At 60.5% G+C, this 22524-nt stretch carries 20 protein-coding genes; 11 read left to right on the forward strand and 9 right to left on the reverse strand.

Translation table 11 applies throughout. The features are described 5' to 3' along the window. Positions 1-57: 57 nt before the first annotated feature. From HCK03_RS19945 to HCK03_RS19955, 3 genes are read left to right on the forward strand one after another with little or no spacing between them, the layout of a single operon-like run. Positions 58-1428: a sucrose-specific PTS transporter subunit IIBC gene (locus tag HCK03_RS19945; RefSeq protein ID WP_041144449.1), complete on the forward strand. Its 1371-nt coding sequence runs from the start codon at positions 58-60 to the stop codon at positions 1426-1428. Beyond that, entirely contained in the window at positions 1428-2837 is a 1410-nt protein-coding gene (locus HCK03_RS19950; RefSeq protein WP_041144448.1) for a sucrose-6-phosphate hydrolase, read from the forward strand. Before HCK03_RS19945 ends, HCK03_RS19950 begins: the two co-directional genes overlap by 1 nt. Before the next feature lie 21 nt (positions 2838-2858). Then, positions 2859-3863: a LacI family DNA-binding transcriptional regulator gene (locus HCK03_RS19955; protein WP_115193395.1), complete on the forward strand. Its 1005-nt coding sequence runs from the start codon at positions 2859-2861 to the stop codon at positions 3861-3863. A gap of 1 nt (position 3864) precedes the next feature. On the opposite strand, the gene HCK03_RS19960 is transcribed toward HCK03_RS19955, so the two are convergent. The 4 genes from HCK03_RS19960 to HCK03_RS19975 all read right to left on the reverse strand — a co-directional run bounded on the left by HCK03_RS19960 (position 3865) and on the right by HCK03_RS19975 (position 9158). Next, positions 3865-4704 carry a PRD domain-containing protein gene (locus HCK03_RS19960; RefSeq protein WP_123551043.1) on the reverse strand — a complete coding sequence of 280 codons (840 nt, stop codon included), beginning with the start codon at positions 4702-4704 and terminating at the stop codon, positions 3865-3867. Between the two features lie 2 nt (positions 4705-4706). Further along, the gene (locus tag HCK03_RS19965) at positions 4707-6125 is read right to left on the reverse strand and encodes a glycoside hydrolase family 1 protein (protein ID WP_167692079.1); all 1419 of its coding nucleotides are present in this window, start codon (positions 6123-6125) and stop codon (positions 4707-4709) included. After that, the gene (locus tag HCK03_RS19970) at positions 6122-8002 is read right to left on the reverse strand and encodes a beta-glucoside-specific PTS transporter subunit IIABC (RefSeq protein ID WP_167692080.1); all 1881 of its coding nucleotides are present in this window, start codon (positions 8000-8002) and stop codon (positions 6122-6124) included. Before HCK03_RS19970 ends, HCK03_RS19965 begins: the two co-directional genes overlap by 4 nt. A 226-nt stretch (positions 8003-8228) precedes the next feature. Further along, positions 8229-9158 carry a LysR substrate-binding domain-containing protein gene (locus HCK03_RS19975; RefSeq protein WP_041144445.1) on the reverse strand — a complete coding sequence of 310 codons (930 nt, stop codon included), beginning with the start codon at positions 9156-9158 and terminating at the stop codon, positions 8229-8231. Between the two features lie 207 nt (positions 9159-9365). On the opposite strand from HCK03_RS19975, the gene HCK03_RS19980 reads away from it, so the two are divergent. The 8 genes from HCK03_RS19980 (at position 9366) to HCK03_RS20015 (ending at position 17801) form a co-directional block, all read left to right on the forward strand. Further along, entirely contained in the window at positions 9366-10280 is a 915-nt protein-coding gene (locus tag HCK03_RS19980; RefSeq protein ID WP_227503288.1) for a branched-chain amino acid ABC transporter permease, read from the forward strand. Positions 10281-10288: 8 nt separating this feature from the next. Further along, complete coding sequence (locus HCK03_RS19985; RefSeq protein WP_167692081.1) at positions 10289-11398, forward strand: branched-chain amino acid ABC transporter permease; 1110 nt, start codon at positions 10289-10291, stop codon at positions 11396-11398. Then, positions 11395-12162, forward strand: coding sequence for an ABC transporter ATP-binding protein (locus tag HCK03_RS19990; RefSeq protein ID WP_167692082.1), 768 nt, complete (start codon positions 11395-11397; stop codon positions 12160-12162). The genes HCK03_RS19985 and HCK03_RS19990 overlap by 4 nt, the downstream gene beginning before the upstream one ends. Then, positions 12155-12874, forward strand: a complete 720-nt coding sequence (locus tag HCK03_RS19995; RefSeq protein WP_167692083.1) for an ABC transporter ATP-binding protein — start codon at positions 12155-12157, stop codon at positions 12872-12874. Before HCK03_RS19990 ends, HCK03_RS19995 begins: the two co-directional genes overlap by 8 nt. Positions 12875-12901: 27 nt before the next feature. Beyond that, complete coding sequence (locus HCK03_RS20000) at positions 12902-14059, forward strand: branched-chain amino acid ABC transporter substrate-binding protein (RefSeq protein WP_134525373.1); 1158 nt, start codon at positions 12902-12904, stop codon at positions 14057-14059. A gap of 17 nt (positions 14060-14076) precedes the next feature. After that, positions 14077-14559 carry an L-2-amino-thiazoline-4-carboxylic acid hydrolase gene (locus HCK03_RS20005; protein ID WP_041144439.1) on the forward strand — a complete coding sequence of 161 codons (483 nt, stop codon included), beginning with the start codon at positions 14077-14079 and terminating at the stop codon, positions 14557-14559. Further along, on the forward strand, positions 14556-15785 hold the full coding sequence (locus HCK03_RS20010; protein WP_167692084.1) for a Zn-dependent hydrolase: 1230 nt from the start codon (positions 14556-14558) through the stop codon (positions 15783-15785). The genes HCK03_RS20005 and HCK03_RS20010 overlap by 4 nt, the downstream gene beginning before the upstream one ends. A 318-nt stretch (positions 15786-16103) precedes the next feature. Continuing rightward, entirely contained in the window at positions 16104-17801 is a 1698-nt protein-coding gene (locus HCK03_RS20015; protein WP_167692085.1) for a GGDEF domain-containing protein, read from the forward strand. Between the two features lie 44 nt (positions 17802-17845). Here HCK03_RS20015 and HCK03_RS20020 read toward each other — a convergent pair whose 3' ends face one another. From HCK03_RS20020 to HCK03_RS20040, 5 genes are all read right to left on the reverse strand, one after another. Next, on the reverse strand, positions 17846-18868 hold the full coding sequence (locus HCK03_RS20020; protein ID WP_172620482.1) for an ABC transporter permease: 1023 nt from the start codon (positions 18866-18868) through the stop codon (positions 17846-17848). 19 nt (positions 18869-18887) lie between these two features. Continuing rightward, positions 18888-20372, reverse strand: coding sequence for a sugar ABC transporter ATP-binding protein (locus HCK03_RS20025; RefSeq protein ID WP_041144435.1), 1485 nt, complete (start codon positions 20370-20372; stop codon positions 18888-18890). Between the two features lie 33 nt (positions 20373-20405). Continuing rightward, complete coding sequence (locus HCK03_RS20030; protein WP_041147543.1) at positions 20406-21329, reverse strand: sugar ABC transporter substrate-binding protein; 924 nt, start codon at positions 21327-21329, stop codon at positions 20406-20408. Between the two features lie 452 nt (positions 21330-21781). After that, positions 21782-21997, reverse strand: coding sequence for a hypothetical protein (locus tag HCK03_RS20035; protein ID WP_167692086.1), 216 nt, complete (start codon positions 21995-21997; stop codon positions 21782-21784). Positions 21998-22073: 76 nt separating this feature from the next. Continuing rightward, positions 22074-22418, reverse strand: a complete 345-nt coding sequence (locus HCK03_RS20040) for a DNA breaking-rejoining protein (RefSeq protein WP_228283751.1) — start codon at positions 22416-22418, stop codon at positions 22074-22076. Between the last annotated feature and the right edge of the window lie 106 nt (positions 22419-22524).

The raw sequence follows: 22524 nt of genomic DNA on the forward strand, positions 1-22524 counted from the left end.
AGTCCTCTGCTGCCGCGGAAATAAAACCAACAAATAATAATGCATTCAGAGGGTACTATGGATTTCGAACACATTTCCCGCTCGCTGCTTCCGCTGTTAGGAGGCAAGGAAAATATCGCCAGCGCCGCGCACTGCGCCACGCGCCTGCGCCTGGTGCTGGTCGATGATTCGCTGGCCGACAAGAAGGCCATCGGCGAAATCGAAGGGGTTAAGGGCTGCTTTAATAACGCCGGTCAGATGCAGATTATCTTTGGCACCGGCATCGTCAACAAGGTCTACGCCGCGTTTATCCAGGCCGCCGGGATCGGCGAGTCCAGCAAGTCGGAAGCCGCCAATATTGCGGCGAGAAAGCTCAACCCGTTCCAGCGCATTGCGCGCCTGCTGTCGAACATCTTCGTCCCTATTATTCCGGCTATCGTCGCCTCCGGCCTGCTGATGGGCCTGCTGGGGATGGTAAAAACCTACGGCTGGGTCGATCCGAGTAACGCTATTTATATCATTCTCGATATGTGCAGCTCGGCGGCCTTTATCATTCTGCCGATCCTGATTGGCTTCACCGCCGCGCGCGAATTTGGCGGCAACCCCTATCTCGGCGCAACCCTCGGCGGCATCTTAACCCACCCGGCGCTCACCAACGCCTGGGGCGTGGCCGCCGGTTTCCATTCGATGAACTTTTTCGGTCTGGAAATCGCCATGATCGGCTACCAGGGCACGGTATTCCCGGTGCTGCTGGCGGTGTGGTTTATGAGCATCGTCGAGAAGCAGCTGCGCCGGGTCATTCCTGACGCCCTCGATCTGATCCTGACGCCGTTCCTGACGGTGATCATCTCCGGCTTTATCGCCCTGCTGATTATCGGCCCCGCCGGCCGCGCGCTGGGCGACGGCATCTCGTTTGTTCTTAGCACCCTGATCGCCCACGCCGGCTGGCTGGCCGGGCTGCTGTTCGGCGGCCTCTACTCGGTTATCGTGATCACCGGTATTCACCACAGCTTCCACGCCATTGAGGCCGGACTGCTGGGCAACCCGTCGATCGGCGTCAACTTCCTGCTGCCGATTTGGGCCATGGCCAACGTTGCTCAGGGCGGCGCCTGTCTGGCGGTATGGTTTAAAACCAAAGATGCCAAAATCAAAGCCATCACGCTGCCTTCAGCCTTTTCCGCGATGCTCGGGATCACCGAAGCGGCGATATTCGGTATTAACCTGCGCTTCGTGAAGCCGTTTATCGCGGCCCTAATCGGCGGCGCGGCGGGCGGCGCGTGGGTGGTATCGATGCACGTCTACATGACCGCGGTCGGGCTGACGGCAATCCCGGGTATGGCTATCGTGCAGGCCAGTTCGCTGCTGAACTATATTATCGGGATGGTTATCGCCTTCGGCGTGGCCTTTACCGTTTCCCTGCTGCTGAAATACAAAACGGACGCTGAATAATGTCACTTCCTTCACGTTTGCCGGCAATTTTACGCGCCGTGATGCAGGGCCAGCCGCGCGCGCTGCGCGATAGCCACTATCCGCAGTGGCACCTGGCCCCCACCACCGGCCTGATGAACGATCCTAACGGCTTTATCGAATTTGCCGGGCGCTATCACCTGTTTTACCAGTGGAACCCGATAGCCTGCGATCATACGTTCAAGTGCTGGGGGCACTGGAGCTCCGCCGACCTGCTGCACTGGCAGCATGAGCCGATCGCGCTGATGCCGGACGAAGAGTACGACCGCAACGGCTGCTACTCGGGGAGCGCCGTCGATAACGACGGCAAATTGACCCTGTGCTATACCGGCAACGTGAAGTTTGAAGACGGCAGCAGAACCGCGTGGCAGTGCCTGGCGACGGAAAACGGCGACGGTACCTTTAGCAAAACCGGCCCGGTGCTGGCGCTGCCGAAGGGCTACACCGGCCACGTCCGCGACCCGAAGGTCTGGCAGCATGAAGGCCGCTGGTTCATGGTCCTCGGCGCCCAGGATCTGCAAAAGCGCGGTAAGGTGCTGCTGTTCAGCTCCGCGGATTTGCACCAGTGGGAGGCGGCAGGCGAAATTGCCGGCAGCGATCTCAACGGCCTGCGCGACGCCGGCTATATGTGGGAGTGTCCGGACCTCTTCCCGCTCGCCGACCAGCATATCCTGATCTGCTGCCCCCAGGGCATCGCCCGCGAGGCCGATCGCTTCCTCAACACCTATCCCGCCGTGTGGACGGCGGGCCGCTTCGACTACGCCAGCGCCCGCTTTGACCACGGCGCGCTTTATGAGCTCGATGCCGGCTTCGAATTTTACGCCCCGCAGACCATGCTGGCCGCCGACGGCCGGCGGCTGCTGGTCGGCTGGATGGGGGTTCCGGACGGCGAAGAGATGCGCCAGCCGACCCTCGCCCACGGCTGGATCCACCAGATGACCTGCCTGCGGGAGCTGGAGCTGCGCGACGGCAAACTCTACCAGCATCCGGTGCGCGAGCTGGCGGACCTGCGCGGCGAGGGCCGCGGCTGGCAGGGGCCTGGCCTGCCGCTGGCGCCGATGGACATGGTCTTTGAGGTGGCGCCCGGCGACGAGCTGGCGATTGATTTCGGCGACGCCCTCAGGCTCACTCTCGACGCCGACGGCATTCGCCTCGAACGCCGCAGCCTGGCCTGCGACGACGCGCTCTACCGCTACTGGCGGGGAGAGGTGCGGGCGCTGCGGATCTTATGCGACAGCTCAAGCATTGAGATTTTCATTAACGGCGGAGAAGGCGTGATGAGCAGCCGCTACTTCCCGCAGTATCCTGGGCAAATGATTTTCAGCGGTGCGACGCCGGCTGCATTCTGCTACTGGCCGCTGCGGCCATGCATGGTAGAATCAGCGTTTTAATTTCGGGCGTATGCTGTCGTGATGAAAACCAAACGCGTTACCATTAAAGATATCGCCGAGCTGGCGGGCGTCTCGAAAGCGACCGCCAGCCTCGTGCTGAACGGTCGTGGCAAAGAGCTGCGCGTGGCGCAGGAGACCCGCGAACGCGTCCAGACCATCGCCCGCGAGCAGCACTATCAGCCGAGTATCCACGCCCGCTCGCTGCGCGATAACCGCAGCCATACCATCGGACTGGTGGTGCCTGAAATCACCAACTACGGCTTCGCGGTCTTCTCCCACGAGCTGGAAATGCTGTGCCGCGAGGCGGGCGTGCAGCTGCTTATCTCCTGCACCGACGAAAACCCGGCCCAGGAAAGCATGGTGGTCAATAATATGATTGCCCGCCAGGTTGACGGCCTGATCGTCGCCTCCTGCATGCACAACGACGCGGATTACCTCAAGCTCAGCGAGCAGCTGCCGGTGGTATTGTTTGACCGCAGCCCCAGCGGCAGCAGCCTGCCGCTGGTGATGACCGACTCCATCACCCCCACCGCCGAGCTGATCTCACGGATTGCGCCCCAGCACGCCGAGGAGTTCTGGTTTCTCGGCGGTCAGCCGCGGCTTTCGCCTTCGCGGGACCGGCTGGCCGGCTTTACCCAGGGGCTGGCGCAGGCGGGCGTTGAGCTTCGCCCTGAATGGGTGATTAACGGCAACTATCATCCCAGCTCCGGTTACGAAATGTTTGCCGCGCTCTGCGCGCGGCTGGGGCGGCCGCCTCAGGCGCTGTTCACCGCCGCCTGCGGCCTGCTGGAAGGGGTGCTGCGCTACATGAGCCAGCATAATCTACTCGATTCCGGCATCCATCTCGCCAGCTTCGACGATCACTATCTGTACGACTCGCTGTCGCTGCGCATTGATACCGTTCAGCAGGATAATCGCCAGCTGGCCTGGCACTGCTATGACCTGATCAGCCAGCTTATCGACGGCGCCACCCCGGAGCCGCTGCAGCGCTATCTGCCGGCGACCCTGCAAATTCGCCACCGCTAGCCTATTCGTCCGAGCCGGTGATCCTCACCAGGTGGACGGTCAGCCACAGCAGTTCGTTGCCGCCCAGCGCTATTCCCAGCTGGGCCTGCACGTAGTCGCGGATCAGCTCGGCGCAGCGCCAGGCGTGCGGGTACTCCTTCACGACCTGCGCCAGCAGAAAGCTGTCCCGGGCGGTATCCAGCTCCCCCTCCTGCAGCCGCTGGAGGAAAAACTGCATATGGACGAGAAAGCGCGCGTAGTTAATCGACCCGGTGTCGATCTCCTGCTTAAAGTGGTACTGCACGAGGCTAAAAATATCCTTGAGCATTTTCACCGACTGCATGGTCTGCGCGACGTCATCGCCCTCGCTCTGCCCGTTAACCAGGTGAAAGGCGATATTGCCCGCCTCCTCTTCAGGCAGCGCTATCCCGTACTGCTGGCGAATCATCGCCACCGCCTCGCTGGCGACCCGAAACTGCTGCGGGTAAAAACGCCGCACTTCCGGCAGCAGCCGGTTTTGAATCGCAATCCCCTTCCGGCAGCGCGCTATGGCGAAATCGAGGTGGTCGGCAAGGGTGAAGAAAATCTGCTCCCGCACTTTGCTGCTGAGCTGCATATTGGCGCGGGAGATAATCATGGCGGCCATCTCGATAACCTCATCCGGTATCGCCGAGAGCGCCTCCAGGTAGCCGCTTCGGTTGATGGGCGTTTGCATCACAAACAGCTTTTCAATCTTCTCCTCGGCAATCTCATCCCCCGGCCTGCTGCTAAAGCCAATCCCCTTCCCCATCACGATAACCTCCCTGTTATCGCTGTCGGAAGAGAGTATCAGGCTGTTATTAAGCACCTTCTGAACAATCATCTCTAAGACTCGTCGTGGTTACCGTTGCGCGCAATGACATCCTTATACCACCAGAAGCTGCGTTTGCGGACCCTCTGCAGCGCTTTCAGCTCCTGTTCCCCGCGATCGACGTAGACGAACCCGTAGCGTTTGGCGTAGCCCTGGTGGGTGCTGACCACGTCAATGGCCGCCCACGGGCAGTAGCCCATCAGCGTCACGCCGTCGGCAATCGCCAGGCGTATCTGCTCGATATGGGCCTGTAAAAATGCGATGCGGTAATCGTCGTTGACCGTCCCGTCGTGCTCCAGCTTATCCGCAGCGCCCATCCCATTTTCGCTAATCAGGATAGGCAGGCCGTAGCGCTCGCAGACTTTGCGCAGCGTCAGGCGCAGGCCGACCGGGTCAATCACCCAGCCGTAGGGCGTTTTGCCGACCCACGGGTTCTCCGCCGGGCGATAAACCCCCTCTTCGCCCAGCATAATTTGCTGATCGCCGGCGCGCGGGGCCACGTCGCCGCCGTCTCCCCGGCTGGCGGCGATGGTCGCCGTTGAGTAGTAGTTGATAGCGATAAAATCGGGCCGCCCCTGCTGCAGGATAAGCGCATCTTCCGGCCGCTGCTCCGGCGCCAGCCCCCGGTCCTGCAGGTAGGCCCACGCCAGCGCGTTGTAGCGCCCGTGGACCGCCACGTCGAGAAAGCTCCAGCAGCGCAGCGTTTCCCAGTTATGGGCGGCGATGGCATCCTCGGGCCTGCAGCTCTCGGCGTACATCGAGGTGGTGTTAATCGCCGGACCGATTTGCAGCCCGGGAAATTCGCGATGGCACAGCGCAAAGATCTGCGCCTGGGCCAGCATCATATGGTGATTCTGCTGGTAGAGCGCCTTTTTACCCGGCAGCTCGCGGTCCTCCGGCACGCCGATGGCGCCGGGGTGCAGGATCATGGTGTTCTGCTCGTTGATGGTCAGCCACAGCGGCACCTTGTCGGCAAACTCGCTGAACAGCAGCCGGGCATAGCGCACAAACGCCTCCCCGGTCTCCCTGTTCATCCAGCCGCCTTTAAGCTCCAGCGCCCAGGGCAGGTCGAAGTGATACAGGGTGACTATTGGCACAATCTGATGACGCACCAGGGCGTCAATCAGCCGCCGGTAGAACCCCAGCCCGGCCGGGTTGACCGCGCCGTCGCCGTCGGGGATCACCCGCGACCAGGCCACCGAGAAGCGGTAGGCTTTTAGCCCCATCTGCGCCATCAGCGCGACGTCCTCTTCAACGCGATGATAGTGATCGCTGGCGACGCGGAAATCCGCCGTCCCCGGAGGATGGCTCAGCATATCAACCACCGACGGCCCCTTGCCGTCCTCATTCCACGCCCCTTCTACCTGATACGCCGACGTTGAGGCTCCCCAGAGGAAGCCCTGCGGAAAGCGGGCCTGCTGACGATAGATCATCCCCGTACCTCCTCGGCTGCCTGCGCCATCAGCGCATCGCCATAGTCAACCTGCGGCGCGCCGGTGGTCCATAGCGGGTGCTGCTTATCACCGTTTACCACAATAACCGGGGTAATCAGGTCGTAGCCGGCGCGCTCAATGGCGGCAATATCAAAACGAATCAGCTCATCGCCGGCCTTTACCTCATCCCCCAGCTTCAGCGACGAGCTAAAGTGCTGGCCGTTAAGGTTAACGGTATCAATACCGATATGAATCAGCAGCTCAAGGCCGCTTTCGCTCTGTAACCCCACCGCGTGGCAGGAGGGGAGGAACATCATCACCGTGCCGTTAAACGGCGCCTTCAGGCACCCTTCCTGCGGGCGAATCGCCACCCCCTGTCCGAGCAGGCCGCCGGAGAAAACGTCGTCATTCACTTCGCTCAGCGCGACCACCTGGCCGCGCAGCGGGCTTAAAATTGCGGTATCGCCCGCGGCGTGAGCGCTGGCGGCCGGCGACGGTGCGGCGCTGGCGTCGTCGCTCTCCTGAGGAATATCCTCGAAGCCGATAAACCAGGTCAGGGTAAAGGTCACGACCATCGCAATGGCGCAGGTGACCAGGGCATGGACGATATTCAGCGGATTTTCACCGATAAACGCCGGCAGCGCCGCGAGGCCCGGGGAGACAAAGGCATAGCGCACCAGCCCGCTTAAACCGGCGTACATCCCGGCGCAGCCGCCGCCGATCATCGCGGCAATCAGCACGCGACGGAACTTGAGCATCACCCCGTACAGCGCCGGCTCGGTGATCCCCAGCAGCGCGGTAAAGCCCGATGAGGAGGCCAGCTGGCGCAGGTTGCTGTTGCGGGTTTTCAGCGCCACGCACAGCGTCGCTGCCCCCATCGCCACGTTCGAGGCCAGCATGCCCGGGCCGTTAATCATCTCGTAGCCATTTTTGCTCAGCTGGCCGGTGGCGATCGGCGTCATCGCCCATGCGGTACCGGTAATAATCAGGAACGGCTGCAGCGTGCCCATCAGCAGCGGGATTAACCAGCTGGCGTGACGGTCGATGGACGCCGCGCCGGCGGCCACCAGGTCATTAAGCAAAATGCCCGCCGGGCCGACCACCACCAGCGCCAGCGGCGCGGTGATCAGCAGGATCAGCATCGGTTTAATGAAGAATTTGATAATTGACGGCGTGACCTTTTCGGCAAAGCGCTCCACCCACGACATCAGCCACACCGTCAGGATAATCGGCAGCACCGACCCGGCGTAATCCGAGAGCAGGACGTTGATCCCAACGAAGTCCACCGCTTTACCCGCCGCCAGCATCTGGCCGATTCCCGGATGCAGCAGCACGCCGGCAATGGTCATCGCCAGGATCGGGTTGCACTCAAACTTTATCGAGGCCCCGTAGGCCAGCAGAACCGGGAGGAAGAAGAATGCGGCGTCGGCGATGATATTAAGCAGCTGCCAGGTTGAGCTGGTTTCGCTAATGACGCCGGTCAGCTTGAGAATAGCCAGCAGCGCCTTGATCATCCCGGCACCGGTAATGGCCGGGATAACCGGGGTAAAGGTGGTCGAGATGACGCTGATCACGCTTGCCACTACGCCCTGGCGCGGCGCTTTTTTATCGCCTGCCGGGTGGTCTTTACTCGCCGGCAGCGCCTTTTTCAGGCGGCGAAAGACCTGCTGGACCTCGTTGCCGATAACAATCTGGAACTGGCCGCCTTTCTCTACCACGCTTATCACGCCGGCGATATTACCGATCTCCGCGGCGTTAACTTTTGCGCGATCGCTGAACTCCATGCGCAGCCGGGTGGCGCAATGGGTGAGCGTGCGGATATTCTCCGCGCCTCCTACGCAGTGGAGGATTCTGTCTGCCGTTTCGTTATAGTTCATAGTGTTCCCTGGTGTTGAGGCAAAAAAAAAGACCAAAACGGAGACGCTCCCCTTAGCGGGAGAGCATTCCTATTTTGGTCTTGCCTGCTTTCGCAGTAGCACGCCGTAATAAAAATGGGCTATTTCGCCGGATTATCTAAGCGGCCCGGCCCGGTTTCAATCGGGTCTGCGCAAAAGTGTGAGCCAGGTTGAGGAAATTCTTAAACCAACGCCGTTCCCCGGGACCTCAGCCCAGCGCTTCGCTGCGCAGCCAGCTCTGCAGCAGCCTGCCGTTGGGCGTCATTTCGCTGTCCTGGCGCACGCACAGGTAGTAATCCCGGCCGTCATCGATCGCCGCGTCAAAGATTTTCACCAGCTCGCCGCTGTTCAGATACGGCGCGATCAGCGGCTCGCGCATCAGCGCACAGCCCAGCCCGGCCTGCACGCCGGCGAGGGTTAACAGCCCGTCCTCAAACAGCGGCCCCGTCGATCGCGGCGGGCGCTTCACCCCCTGCTGCACAAACCACTGGTTCCAGGTGCTGCGCTCCTCGTCGTGGAGCAGCGGCATCTGCAGCAGCTGCTCCGGGGTATCAATATGTCCGTGCAGGCGGATAAACGCCCGGCTGCATACCGCCACCATTCTGCCGGAAATCAGCTTTTCGCTCTGATATCCCGCCCACCGCCCGTTGCCGAAGCGAATCGACATATCCGAGGCGTCGCTGAGGTAGTTGCGGTGGTTGGCGTAAACCACGTTAATTTCGGTCTGCGGGTTGGCGTGAACGAACGACGGCAGGCGAGGAATAAACCAGCCCATGCCAAACAGCGGGATCAGGCTGATCGTCACCTGCTGGCTCTGGACCTGATCGACCAGATGCTCGGTGGCCTGGCGCAGAACGTTAAACGCCGCGCGGATGGAGCGGTAGTATTCCCGCCCCTGCAGGCTGAGGGTCAGCCGTCGCCCCTGGCGCTCGGTAAGCGGGATCTGCAGATATCCCTCCAGCACCTTCAGCTGATGGCTGACCGCCGACGGCGATATCGCCAGCTCCTGAGCGGCCAGGGTGATGCTGCCGAGGCGGGCGATGGCCTCAAAAGCGCGCACCGCCCGCAGCGGCGGATCGTTGGCCAGGCCGCTTTCCGCCCAGCCTTCCCGCTCCGCCGATTGTTCTGTTTTTTTCATATATTGATTTTCTTAGCGCTAAGTGAGATCCGACACGTTATTTAATTATATTAAATATCATAAAGATAGATAAATTCGCGTTCATAATAAGAAAGAATATATCCGTATTTTACAATTTAATTCATTTATTGGATGGTAGCCGTAATTTGAGCACATTGTCGGGTAAATCGGTTGGACACACTCATACAGCAATTCATCAATGGCATCATGCTGGGAAGCATCTATGCCCTTATCGCGCTCGGCTACACCATGGTGTACGGCATCCTGCGCATCATTAACTTTGCCCACGGCGATATTCTGATGGTCGGCGCCCTGACGACGCTGTCGGCAATGAACGCGCTAAACGCCCATTTTCCCGGCTTGCCGCCGCTGGCCCAATTGAGCCTGGCGCTGATGCTGGCTATGGTCGTCTGCGCCCTGCTGGCGATGGCGGTTGAGCGCTTTGCCTACCGCCGCCTGCGCAACGCTCCGCGCCTGGCGCCGCTGATCTCGGGGATCGGCGTGTCGGTGCTGCTGCAAACCGTGGCGATGATTATCTGGACCCGCAACCCGCTGATGTTCCCGCAGATCCTGCCGATGGAGCCGATCGCCGTGACCCACGGCAGCGCGGCGCATCCGCCGGCAATCGTCACCGTGACCGGCATCGTCACCGTTGCGCTGGCTTTTGCGGTCATGCTCGGCCTGTGGCTGCTGGTGGAATTTACCCGCTTAGGCCGCGGCATGCGCGCGGTGGCGGAGAACCCGCGCATCGCCACGCTGATGGGGGTCAACCCCAACGCCATTATCACCCTCACCTTCGCCATCGGCGGCGCGTTTGCGGCGCTGGCGGGCGTCATGATGGCCAGCAACTACGGCAGCGCCAGCTTCTCAATGGGCTTCCTCCCCGGCATTAAGGCCTTCACCGCGGCGGTGCTCGGCGGCATCGGCAATATTCGCGGCGCGATGCTCGGCGGCCTGCTGCTGGGGATCATCGAATCGCTGGGCGCCGGCTATCTCGGCGACCTGACCCACGGCGTCTTTGGCAGCAACTATCAGGATATCTTCGCCTTTATGGTGCTGATAGTGGTGCTGGTATTCCGTCCCGCCGGTTTACTCGGCGAGCGCGTCGCGCATCGGGCATAGGAAAAAATATGACAACGGCACAACTCGTCGCGGCCCCCGCCGCATCCCGTCGCTTCTGGTCAGGTATGACCCTGTTTATCTGCGCGCTGCTGGTGGCGCCGATGGTCGCCAGCCAGCTCGGCGGCAACTACTGGGTGCGGGTTATCGACTTCGCCCTGCTGTACATCATGCTGGCGCTGGGGCTCAACATCGTGGTCGGCTACACCGGCCTGCTGGATATGGGCTTTATCGCCTTCTACGCCGTCGGCGCCTACCTGGCGGCGCTGCTCGCCTCCCCGCATCTGCTGGAGGCGTTTCCGCAGCTGCTGGACTGGTTCCCGGACGGCCTGCACACCTCCTGGCTGCTGATTATTCCGCTCGCCGCGCTGGTGGCGGCGGGCTGCGGCATCGTGCTCGGAGCGCCGACCCTCAAGCTGCGCGGGGACTACCTGGCCATCGTCACCCTCGGCTTCGGCGAGATTATCCGCATCCTGATGCGCAACCTCGATCGCCCGGTGAACATTACCAACGGCGCAAAGGGTATTTCCGGCGTCGATACGCTGAGCCTGTTCGGCCTTAAATTCAGCGGCGTCTATCACTGGTTCGGCGTTAAGGTTCCGGCGCTGTGGCTGTGGTACTACCTGCTGATGCTGGTGATTGTGGCGATTATCTTCGTCTGCCTGCGCCTGCAGCACTCGCGGATCGGCCGCGCCTGGCACGCCATCCGTGAGGATGAGGACGTTGCCCGGGCGATGGGCATTAACCTGCGTAACTATAAGCTGCTGGCCTTCGCCATCGGCGCCTCGTTCGGCGGCGTCGCCGGGGCGCTGTTCGGCGCTTTCCAGGGCTTCGTCTCCCCCGAATCCTTCACCCTGCAGGAGTCGATTGCGGTGCTGGCGATGGTGGTGCTCGGCGGCATGGGGCATATCCCGGGCGTTATCCTCGGCGCCGTTCTGCTGACCGCCCTGCCCGAGCTGCTGCGCAGCCAGGCCGCGCCGCTGCAGCAGGCGCTGTTTGGCGAAGTGCTGATTGACCCGGAAATTCTGCGCCAGCTGTTCTACGGCCTGGCGCTGGTGCTGGTGATGCTGCTGCGCCCGCAGGGCATCTGGCCCGCCGGACACAAAGGAGCCAAAGCATGAGCCTGCTCAGCGTGAGCCATATGTCCAAGCGCTTCGGCGGCCTGACGGCGGTCGATAACGTCTCGCTCGCCATCAACAAAGGCGAAATCTACGGTCTTATCGGCCCCAACGGCGCGGGTAAAACTACCTGCTTTAACCTGATAACCGGGCTCTATCCGGCGGACAGCGGCGAGTTCGCCATCGCCGGTCAGCCCTACTTTCCGAAAAACATTGAGAAAGTCACCGCCGCCGGCATCGCCCGCACCTTCCAGAACGTGCGGCTGTTTAACCAGATGTCGGTGCTGGAAAACGTGATGGTCGGCCGCCACGTACGCACCCGCAACGGCCTGTGGGCGGCGCTGAGCCGCCACCGCCGCGCCCGCGCCGAAGAGGCGCAAACCCGCGAGCTGGCGTGGCACTGGCTGGAGTATACCGGCATCGCCCAGTTCGCCCACTACCGCGCCTGCGACCTCGCCTACGGCCACCAGCGGCGGCTGGAGATTGCCCGCGCGCTGGCTACCGACCCGCGCCTGCTGGCGCTGGACGAGCCGGCCGCCGGCATGAACGCTGCGGAGAAAGTGGCGCTTGGCGAGCTGCTGCTGCGCATCCGCAACGACGGCAAAACGCTGCTGATGATTGAGCACGACGTCAAGCTGGTGATGGGGATCTGCGATCGCCTGATGGTGCTGGACTATGGCAAAACGCTGGCCAGCGGCACGCCTGAAACCGTACGTCGTGACCCGGCGGTTATCGCCGCCTGGCTGGGAGGAAACGCGCATGTCTGATCTGTTAACCGTTAGCGGTCTTGGGGTGCACTACGGCGGCATCCAGGCGGTACGCGAGGTGTCGTTTAGCGTGCAAGAGGGCGAGCAGACGACGCTTATCGGCGCCAACGGCGCGGGCAAAAGCTCCACCGTACGCGCGGTGACCGGGCTGGAGCCGTTTAGCGGCGACATCGTCTTCAACGGCAGGCCGGTACGCCAACGGCGGGCCGAAACGCTGCTGCGTGAAGGGCTGGTGATGGTGCCGGAAGGCCGCGGCATTTTCGCCCGCATGACGGTGCTGGAAAACCTGCAGATGGGCGCCTGGCTGCGCCGCGACGGCGCGGCGGTGAAGCGCGAAATGGACGATATCTTCAGCCAGTTTCCCCGCCTCGGCGAGCGCCAGCATCAGCTGGCCGGGCTGCTCTCCGGCGGCGAACAGCAGCTGCTGGCGCTGAACCGCGCCCTCCTCAGCCGCCCGCGGCTGCTGATCCTCGACGAGCCGTCGATGGGGCTGGCGCCGCTGATGGTGGAGAACGTTTTCCGCGTTATCGCCACCCTGCGCCAGCGCGGCGTGGCGCTGCTGCTGATCGAGCAGAACGCGCGCCTGGCGCTGGAGGCCACCGACAGCGCGTGGGTCATGGACAGCGGCAGCATCGTTGAGCGCGGCGCGTCGCAAACGCTGCTGGCTGACGACCGTATTGCACAGATTTATCTGGGCGAAATGCCCGTTTAACACACCAACCAACATCAGGGAAAAACAATGAAAACAGCAAAAATCAGTGCGCTTAGCGCCGCTATTGTGCTCAGCGGTTTTGCCTCTTCCGCCGCATGGTCCGCCGCCGGTGAAACCGTCACTATCGGCCTTGCCGGCCCGCTGACCGGCCCCTCCGCGCGTATTGGCAAGGATCTGGAAAACGGCGCTCAGCTGGCCATCGACGATATCAACAAGCAGCACCCGACGATCGGCGGCAAGGCGGTGACTTTTAAGCTGCAGTCGGAGGACGACCAGTCTGACCCGCGTACTGCGGTAGCCGTTGCCCAGCGCCTGGTGGACAGCGGCGTGGCGGGGGTGGTCGGCCACTGGAATACCGGCACCAGCATTCCGGCGGCGCGGGTCTATCACGACGCCGGGATCGCCCAGGTTGCGCCGGTGGCGACCGGTCATGCGTATACCAAACAGGGCTTCGACACCAGCTTTAGGGTGATGGGCCACGACGATGACGGCGGCCAGTTTGCCGGCCAGTACGCGGTACAAACCCTGAAGGCCAAACGCATCGCGGTGATCGACGATCGTACCGCCTTCGGCCAGGGCCTGGCGGATGAGTTTATTAAGTCGCTGAAGGCCCAGGGGATCGATATCGTCGATCGTCAGTACGTCGATGACAAAACGGTGGACTTCAGCGCCGTGCTAACGGCAATCCGCAGCAAAAACGCCGATCTTATCTTCTTCGGCGGCGTCGATAGCCAGGCCGCACCGCTGGCGCGCCGCATCAAGCAGCTGGGGATGAGCGCCACCCTGATGGGCGCGGGCGGCTTCGTCAGCCAGACCTTCCTGCAGCTGGCGCAAAAAGAGGGCAACGGCGTGGTGGCGCTGGAGCCGGGCCTGCCGGTGGAGCAGATGCCGGGCGGCAAGGCCTTTGAGCAGGCCTATCAGTCGCGCTATCACACCCATATCGAGCTGCACGCGCCGTTCGCCTACGACGCCACCCGCGTGCTGGCGGCGGCGATGGAAAAAGCCGACTCCGTCGATCCGGCGGTCTACCTGCCCGTCCTGCGCGCCATCAGCTATTCCGGCGTCACCGGGCAAATTGCCTTTGATAAAGAAGGCAATCTGAAGTCGCCAACCTTTACCGTCTACAAAGTCGTCGACGGCAAATGGCAGCCGCAAACCGTGCTCGGCGGCGCCACCACGAAGTAACGCAGTGAGGCAATGTGATGAGTGATAATAATGAGCTGGGCATTCTTGCCCGCCGCAAAATTGAAGCAGAGATAATCAAGCCGATTTACGACATCCTGGTCCGCGAGATAGGCAAAGCGCGCGCCCAGGCGGTCATCGGCGAGGCGATTGAGAACGCCGCCATTGAGGCAGGGAAAGCCTTTGCCGACCAGGAGCCCAACGGCGCGGATATTCAAAGCTTTGTCGCCCTGCAGTATCTGTGGGAAAAGGACAATGCCCTGGAGGTCACCGTTTTGGATGCCGACGATCGGCAGTACAACTACAACGTTAACCGCTGCCGCTACGCCGAAATGTATCACCAGATGGGCCTCGGCGAGATTGGTCACCTGCTCTCCTGCGCCCGCGATGACAAGTTTATCGTCGGCTACGCCCCGGAGGTTGAGCTGACCCGCACGACGACCATTATGCAGGGCGCGCCGTGCTGTGATTTCCGCTACCGCGTAAAAAAGGACCCATCATGATAACCGTCAACGGCGAGCGCCTGTGGGCCACGCTGAACGAAATGGCGACTATCGGCGCGACGCCCGCCGGCGGCGTCACCCGACTGACGCTGAGCGAAGAGGACCGCCGGGCCCGGGATCTGCTGCGCGACTGGGCGCTGGCGGCGGGGTTTGGCTACCGTGTCGACGGCATGGGCAATATGTTTATCCGCCGGGCGGGGAAAAACCCGGCGCTGGCGCCGGTGTTGACCGGTTCGCACGTTGACTCCCAGCCGCTGGGCGGGCGCTATGACGGTATTTACGGCGTGCTGGCGGGGCTGGAGGCGCTGCGGGTGCTTAACGAGCGCGGCATCGAAACCGAGCGCGATATCGTGCTGGTGAACTGGACCAACGAAGAGGGCGCGCGCTTTGCCCCGGCGATGCTCGCCTCCGGCGTGTGGGCCGGGCAGTTTAGCGAAGAGTGGGCCCTTGCCCGGGAAGATCGCAGCGGCGTCAGCGTCGGCGAGGCGCTGGAGGCGATCGGCTATCGCGGCCAGCACCCGACGGCGGCGTTTCCCCTGCACGCCTGCTACGAGGTGCATATCGAACAGGGGCCGATTCTGGAAGACGAAGGGATTGATATCGGCCTGGTGCACGCGGCGATGGGCCAGCGCTGGTTCAACGTCACCCTGACCGGCTTCGCCGCCCACGCCGGTACCACGCCGATGAACAGCCGCCGCGATGCGCTGACCGCTTTTGCCGAGCTGGCGCTGGCGGTGGAAGAGATCGGCATCGCCCGCCAGCCCGACGGCCGCGCGACGGTCGGTACGCTGCAGGTAACGCCCGGGTCGCGTAACGTGGTGCCCGGCCGCGTGGAGTGCAGCGTCGAGTTTCGCCATCCGCAAAGCGACGCCCTCGAAGCGATGGAGCTCGCGCTGCGCCGCGCCGCCGCGGTGCTGGGCCAGCGCGGCGTCACGGCAGAGGTCGAGCGTATTTTTGACTACGCACCTATCGCCTTCGACCCCGACTGCCTGGCGCGCAGCGAGCGGGCCGCCCTGGCGCTCGGCTACAGCGCGAAACGGATGGTTTCCGGCGCCGGACACGATACCTGCTATATCAGCAAAGTGGCCCCCGCCAGCATGATATTTATCCCCTGCGAGAAGGGAATTAGCCACAATGAGGCCGAAAACATTCTCCCTCTGTGGGCCGAAAAAGGGGCCAACGTCCTGCTTAACAGCCTGCTTAGCGCCGCGTGCGAATCCTCCTGATCCCCGCCTGTCGTCATAGCGAAGAGATTGCGCATGGCGACAAACGCTTCCCTCTCCGGGGGCCGCACGGCGCGACCTCGGAGAGGAAAACCCCAGCATAAATAAATTAAAACAGCACCTTACCCGGCGGTTAAAGACGTTTATTTTTGGATTCTCTGCTAAAATCAGCAGGAAGATCGCCTATAGTATGGCCAATGTACGCAGGGAAAGAAGTGGTGTCTGGCGGGCTTAAGGTCAACGTGCCGGGCACGCTGCCGGGTCATACTCGCCGCGAAAATAGCCTGATGGGATCCCTCTTACTGCTGACGCCGGGTACGTGTGAAAACGAAAAAAAAAGCCGCCGCATCGTCCAACGTACTCCGCTATATCTGGGGGTCTGCGTTAGCGACAATCTGTTTAACCACCATTCTCTCCTTCTGGCTGCTCTCCGGCTCATGGTCGATGTGGAAGAGCGCGCATAACAACGTTATTCAGTTCGATATTTTTTACCGCGTCCTGCAGGTCTCCAACGATTTAGCTGGCGAACGCGCCTTCGTTAACGAGCTGGTATTGAGCCCGCTGGCGGATAAAGAGCGGCAGTGGCAGGCGCTGGAGGCCCACCGCCGGGTTACCGATCGCGATATGCAAAGCATCCCGCGGCACCTGCTCTCCCCCGAGCTGATGGTGGAAATGCAGCATCAGCTGGCCCACGCCAGGCGCCTCGCCGATACCTTCCGCAGCCGGGAGCTCGGCGATCCGGCGACGGCAGAACACGCCATCCGCGATATGGTGGTGGCGACCGACTTTTACCATCAGGCGCTGTTTGAGCGCACCGCCGAGTTTTTACTGCTGGAGCCCAGCGCGCTGGGGCCCATTCTGCGCGCCCAGGCGCTGGGCGAGCTGCGCGACGCCACCGGCAGGCTCGGCTCGCAGCTGCTGATCCCGCTGGCAACCCAAACAAAAATTCCCCAGGCGAACCGCGAAGGGATCACCCGCGGCATTGAGCGGATTAATACCGCCTGGTGGCTGCTGCAAACCCAGGGCGACGAGGCGAGCTATATCCCGCACTTTCAGCGCCAGCTGGAGAATACCCGCCAGGCCTTCGAAACGCAGGGGATTGGTTTAATTAATCGCTTAAAAGAGGAGAGCGACGGCAATCAGCCCTACAGCATTAGCGCCGAGCGCTTCGCCATTGATTATCACGCCAGCCTCGGCGCTTTTGATAATCTGCTGAATACCTACATGACCGGCGTCAAAAAGCACTACACCGCCAGCGAGCGCCGGGCGCTGCAGAGTTTGCTCATCCGTTCGCTGGTGCTGGCCCTGGTCTACGCCCTGACGATCGCGATGATTTTCTATATTCGCTCGCGGGTTTTGCGCCCTATTCTGCGCTTAAATAATATTGCCGCCGATCTGATCGCCGGCAAGCAGGCGCACGTCCAGATCGATGACGACACCGCGGAAGAGGTGCAGGAGCTGTTCTCATCGCTCGGCACCCTTGGGAAAAAGCTGCGCGAAGATGCGCGCATCAGCCGCCAGTACCAGCGCCAGTCGGAGGAGGACCCGCTCACTCACCTGTTTAACCGCCGGGCGTTCAATAGCCGGGGCGAGGCGCTGCTGCGTCAGTCGAGCGAGGCCCTGAGCGCCTGGCTTATTATGCTGGACGTCGACCGCTTCAAGTCGATTAACGATAGCTGGGGACACCCGATGGGCGACGAAGTGCTGGTGGCGCTGGCAAAAACGCTGAACAAGTTTAGCCGCCCGAGCGACGTCGTGGGTCGCCTCGGCGGCGAGGAGTTTGCGGTGCTGTTTCTGGCCCCGACGGCGCAGGACGTTGCCAGCTACGCCGCGCGTATTCAGCATGAAATCCGCAAGCTGACCTTCCACACCAGCGGCGGCGAGACCTTTAAGGTCACCGCCAGCTTCGGCGTTTCTCAGGGCTGGCAGTGCCCGCTGGAGGAGCTGCTGTCGCGGGCAGATAGCGAACTGTATAAGGCGAAAAACAGCGGCCGTGACCGGATCTGCGGCCTGCCCTGAGCGCGGGCCGGAAGCCTGCGCTCGGGCGCTGCCGATGAGGTGGGCTAGTGCTTCTTACGGTTACGGCGCATATCGATGGTCACCGCGGCAACAATAATGATGCCCTTAATAATATCCTGCACGTAGGCATCGACGCCGACGAAGGTGAAGCCGCTTTTAATCAGCCCCAGAATCACCGCCCCAATTAGCGTTCCGGTAATCCGCCCAACGCCGCCCATCAGGCTGCTGCCGCCGATCACCGCCGCGGCGATGGCATCCAGCTCATAGGACATCCCCATGCTCGACTGGCCGCTGCTGACGCGCGCGGCCAATACCACGCCGGCCAGACCGGAGAGCGCGCCGGCAATGGTGTAAACGATGACCAGGTACTTGTTGACGTTGATACCGGACACTTTTGCCGAGGTCATGTTGCCGCCGATGGCGTAGACGTATTTACCGTAGCGGGTATGCTTGAGCGCGATATGGAACAGCGCGGCGATGACGAAGAAGATAATGACCGGCATCGCCCCCTGACCCACGGCGGTAAAGCTGTCGGACAGGAAGCTAATCGGGTTTCCCTGGGTGTAATACTGCGCGAGACCGCGCGCGGAAACCATCATCCCAAGGGTCGCGATAAACGGCGGGATCCCGGTGCGGGTCACCAGAAAACCGTTGGTTAACCCACAGAGCAGACCGACGCCGATCCCGGCGAAAATGGGGATCGCCGCCGGCAGGTTGACCAGCGAGGGAAACATCGGCGTGAGGCTGTCCGAGGTCTGCGCCAGGCTTGCCGCCACCACCGCCGCAAGGGCGATAACCGAGCCGGAGGAGAGGTCAATCCCGGTGGTAATAATCACCTGAGTCACCCCCACGGCGATAATACCGATAATCGCCACCTGTAAAACGATCAGCACCAGGCGGTTGCTATTCATTAAAAATGATTGGTCGCGAACGAACCAGCCGGCAATTTCAAACGTCAGGGCAATCACCACCATGACGATAAATATCCCGGTATCTTTCGGCATTTTATGCCGTAGCTGACTCAAGAAAGAGGGTTTCTCATTTACGGGAGCTGCGGTCAATTTCATATTGCTCATTCTCTACGCCTCAATTGGATGCCAACGACAAAATGGTTTCCTGATCGGCCTCATCTTTTTCAAGGATGCCGGTAATACGCCCTTCATGCATGACCATCACCCGGTCACTCATCCCGAGAATTTCCGGTAGTTCAGAGGAAACCATAATTACCGCGACGCCACGGTTCGCCAGTTCGCTAATCAGATGGTAAATTTCAGCCTTCGCGCCCACGTCAATACCGCGGGTCGGCTCATCGAGAATTAATATTTTGGGCTGGGCTAAGAGCCAGCGGGCAATCAGTACTTTTTGCTGATTACCGCCGCTGAGGTTATTAATAATTTGATCCATCGTCGGGGTTTTAATATTCAGACGGCGGATCTGCTCCATACAGTCTTCCGCCATTTTCACATGTTTAACAAACCCGCTTTTGCCGACATATTCCGGCATATTCACGATGCTCATATTCTCCAGCACCGACAGGACAAGGAACAGGCCGGACTTTTTGCGATCCTCGGTCAGCAGCGCCATCCCTTTTTCGATGGCGACGGAAGGAGAATCTATCTTCACCGGGACGCCATCAATCAACACCTCGCCCTCGTCAAAGCTCTCCATACCGAACAGACACTCCATCACCTCGCTGCGCCCGGCCCCGACCAGCCCGGCAACGCCGAGGATTTCGCCGCGGCGCACGCTGAAGCTGACGTCATCAAAGTAGCCCTTGCGCGACAGATTGCGCACGCTCAGGACATCCTCGCCGATCGTATTATTGAATTTTGGGAACAGCTGGGTTAATTCTCGCCCGACCATCTGAGTGATTAACGACTGGCGGGTATATTCCGCCGTCTGCTGGCTGGCGACCCAGCTGCCGTCACGAAAGACGCTGATTTCATCGGTAATAGCAAAAATCTCATCCATCTTATGGCTGATATAGATGATGGCTTTGCCCTGCGCCCGGAGGTCGCGAATAATCGTAAACAGGTGCGCCACCTCCCCTTCGGTTAACGCCGAGGTCGGCTCATCCATAATCACGATATCGGCGTTCCACGAGACCGCTTTAGCAATTTCCACCATCTGCTGGGCGGCGATGCTCAGATCGCCCACCAGCCGATCGGCGGAGAGGCGAATATTGAGCTTATTCAGCAGCGTCTGGGTCTGGCGGATCAGCTGGCGATGATCGACGAAGCCGTACTTCATCGGCTCGCGGCCGAGCCAGATATTTTCCGCCACCGTCATATGCGGCACCAGATTAAGCTCCTGGTGGATCATCGAGATCCCCGATCGCAGCGCATCCATGGTGTCCTGAAACTGAACCGGCTGGCCTTTGACTTTTATCGCGCCCTTATCGGGACGGTAAATCCCGATAAGGCATTTCATCAGCGTGGATTTACCGGCCCCGTTTTCGCCCATCAGCGCGTGTACCGTTCCAGGGCGCACGCGCAGTGAGACATTATCGAGCGCCTTCACGCCGGGAAAGAACTTGCTGATACCTTCGGCTTCTAGGGCAAAAGCGTTCATAGAAAAACCTCCGTACCGCTGGGCCTGGGATCGTTATTTTTGGTTGCGGCTGACGAAATCAGACATGTTTTCTTTGGTGATCAGCTGGTAGGGAACGTCGATGACCTTTTCGACTTTCTCACCGTTAGCCAGCTTGATGGCGGCGTTGACCGCGCCCTCGCCCTGCCCCTTCGCGTCCTGGAAAATCGTGGCGATCATCTTGCCGTTTTTGAGCATCTGCAGCGCGTCGGGGGTGCCGTCAACGCCGGCGATCAGAATGTGGTTCGGGTTGCTGCCCAGCGCCTGCAGCGCGCCGATGGCCATTTCATCGTTGTTTGAGGCAATGGCCTGGATATCTTCTCCGCTGGTCATCCAGTTGCTCACCACGTCGACCGCGTCGTTACGCATAAATTTGGCGGTCTGCTTCTGCACGATTTTAATATTCGGGTATTTCGCCACCACCTCTTCCACGCCCTTCGTCCGATCGCGGGTCGATTCATTAGCCAGGTCGCCCAGCAGGATCGCCACGTTTCCTTTACCGTTCATCGCCTTCGCCAGCGCTTCCATCTGCAGGCGCCCGGCGAGGACCGAATCCGAACCGACGTAGGCCATTTTGTCCGTCAGCGGCAGCTGCGGGCGACGGTTAACGAACACCAGCGGGATACCGGCTTTGGTCGCCTGATCGATAATCGGTTTCACCGCGTTGGTGTCGACCGGGGCAACGATGATGGCATCAACGCCCTGACCGATGAAGTTCTGTACCTGCTGCAGCTGCTGCGCCACGTCGCCCTTGGCGTCTTCAACCTGCGACTTAACGCCATCTTTTTGCATCTCTTTTTGCATGGCATTACGCAGGATGGTCAGAAAGTTATCATCAAAAAGCGCCATCGAAACGCCGACGGAGATATCTTTTGCCATAACAACCGCAGGCAACATACAGGCTAACAAAGAGGCAACAATCGTTTTCTTGATATTCACAGTTGATCCTTGAGCGTCGTTGATACGCCAGTTCATTGAGATAAATGAAAGATTCATTTCATTAAAAACGGGTCAAACACCTGCCTGTCCTTCGGCCAGAGAACGCGTCTCCGCCAGCGCCGTCGGCTTACCTTTTGCCACAAACCGCTAAAATCGGTTGATTTATAATGAATTATTAAAACAGTAGTTCATTAATCATCTCCGGTTCTGAGTACTCGATTTCAGTCGCTTTGTTTCATTAACAACTTATTTGAAACTTTTATAATTAAATAACTGAAATGAAAATTTTAAAACTACGTAGTAACAGAACTTTGACAGATATCTAACATTGCTGCATAAACGAGCGAAAAATGAGAGGCAACCAGCAGTTTGCTCACGAGCCGAGGGCGCGGGACTGGCATTCAGCAGGAGATGATTTGATTGGGGAATCATTCATGAATGGACAAGCTTTATCATAGACAAACGCGGGAGAGCGTCGCCGCCGGCTGGTACTGCAAACCATTCATCAGGCCCACGCCTCGATCCGCACGATCGCCTACGCTTTTCAGGCTGCGGATACTGCCCGCGCTGGCTGCCGCCGTGGATCGCGGCGTTGAGGTGCAGATCGTCGTGGATACGCGGCACAGCCGCGCGAAGGCCAGCCGGGTGGCGATGAAATAACCGCCCACAGGCGGTTGGTGTTGAGGCTGGTGCTGGGGCTGGTGCTGGTGCTGGTGCTGGGGCTGGGGCTGGGGCTGGGGCCGGCTAGTGGATAATTTTAAACGTCAGCTCATAGGGGCTGGTTTTTCCCTCATCGCGCGCGCCGCCCATCTGGTATACGCGAACGGTATATTTGCCGCTGGTCGCCAGGCGCTGCTCAAAATCGCCGTCGCGCATGGCGCCATTAAAAACCGTTTCATTGGCGGGGTTAATGACGTTGAAATAGGGATGGTGGGCGCCGCGTTTCATATTGACGCGCATCGTCTGGCCTGCCTTAGCCACCAGCGTATAGTCTTTTACATCGGCTCCGCTCACCGCATTATGAATAGTGGTACCGCTGGTGCCTTTATCGAAATGAATCGGCTGGGTATTTATTTTATAACTTGCCATCGATACTACCGGCGTTAATAAACAACCAGCGCAGATCAGGCTACCAACAATTAACTTAAATTTTTGCATTTAATTAACACCTTATGTTTTTATACGCGCTGTTATA

This window comes from Klebsiella terrigena (genome assembly GCF_012029655.1).
Classification (GTDB): Bacteria; Pseudomonadota; Gammaproteobacteria; order Enterobacterales; family Enterobacteriaceae; genus Klebsiella; species Klebsiella terrigena.

What these genes read in the sequence shown, in the direction of transcription:
- HCK03_RS19945 (WP_041144449.1), top strand. Translation starts at nt 58, where the DNA reads ATGGATTTCGAACACATTTCCCGCTCGCTGCTTCCGCTGTTAGGAGGC.
- HCK03_RS19950 (WP_041144448.1), top strand. Translation starts at nt 1,428, where the DNA reads ATGTCACTTCCTTCACGTTTGCCGGCAATTTTACGCGCCGTGATGCAG.
- HCK03_RS19955 (WP_115193395.1), top strand. Translation starts at nt 2,859, where the DNA reads ATGAAAACCAAACGCGTTACCATTAAAGATATCGCCGAGCTGGCGGGC.
- HCK03_RS19960 (WP_123551043.1), bottom strand. Translation starts at nt 4,704, where the DNA reads ATGATTGTTCAGAAGGTGCTTAATAACAGCCTGATACTCTCTTCCGAC.
- HCK03_RS19965 (WP_167692079.1), bottom strand. Translation starts at nt 6,125, where the DNA reads ATGATCTATCGTCAGCAGGCCCGCTTTCCGCAGGGCTTCCTCTGGGGA.
- HCK03_RS19970 (WP_167692080.1), bottom strand. Translation starts at nt 8,002, where the DNA reads ATGAACTATAACGAAACGGCAGACAGAATCCTCCACTGCGTAGGAGGC.
- HCK03_RS19975 (WP_041144445.1), bottom strand. Translation starts at nt 9,158, where the DNA reads ATGAAAAAAACAGAACAATCGGCGGAGCGGGAAGGCTGGGCGGAAAGC.
- HCK03_RS19980 (WP_227503288.1), top strand. Translation starts at nt 9,366, where the DNA reads ATGCTGGGAAGCATCTATGCCCTTATCGCGCTCGGCTACACCATGGTG.
- HCK03_RS19985 (WP_167692081.1), top strand. Translation starts at nt 10,289, where the DNA reads ATGACAACGGCACAACTCGTCGCGGCCCCCGCCGCATCCCGTCGCTTC.
- HCK03_RS19990 (WP_167692082.1), top strand. Translation starts at nt 11,395, where the DNA reads ATGAGCCTGCTCAGCGTGAGCCATATGTCCAAGCGCTTCGGCGGCCTG.
- HCK03_RS19995 (WP_167692083.1), top strand. Translation starts at nt 12,155, where the DNA reads ATGTCTGATCTGTTAACCGTTAGCGGTCTTGGGGTGCACTACGGCGGC.
- HCK03_RS20000 (WP_134525373.1), top strand. Translation starts at nt 12,902, where the DNA reads ATGAAAACAGCAAAAATCAGTGCGCTTAGCGCCGCTATTGTGCTCAGC.
- HCK03_RS20005 (WP_041144439.1), top strand. Translation starts at nt 14,077, where the DNA reads ATGAGTGATAATAATGAGCTGGGCATTCTTGCCCGCCGCAAAATTGAA.
- HCK03_RS20010 (WP_167692084.1), top strand. Translation starts at nt 14,556, where the DNA reads ATGATAACCGTCAACGGCGAGCGCCTGTGGGCCACGCTGAACGAAATG.
- HCK03_RS20020 (WP_172620482.1), bottom strand. Translation starts at nt 18,868, where the DNA reads ATGAAATTGACCGCAGCTCCCGTAAATGAGAAACCCTCTTTCTTGAGT.
- HCK03_RS20025 (WP_041144435.1), bottom strand. Translation starts at nt 20,372, where the DNA reads ATGAACGCTTTTGCCCTAGAAGCCGAAGGTATCAGCAAGTTCTTTCCC.
- HCK03_RS20040 (WP_228283751.1), bottom strand. Translation starts at nt 22,418, where the DNA reads ATGGCAAGTTATAAAATAAATACCCAGCCGATTCATTTCGATAAAGGC.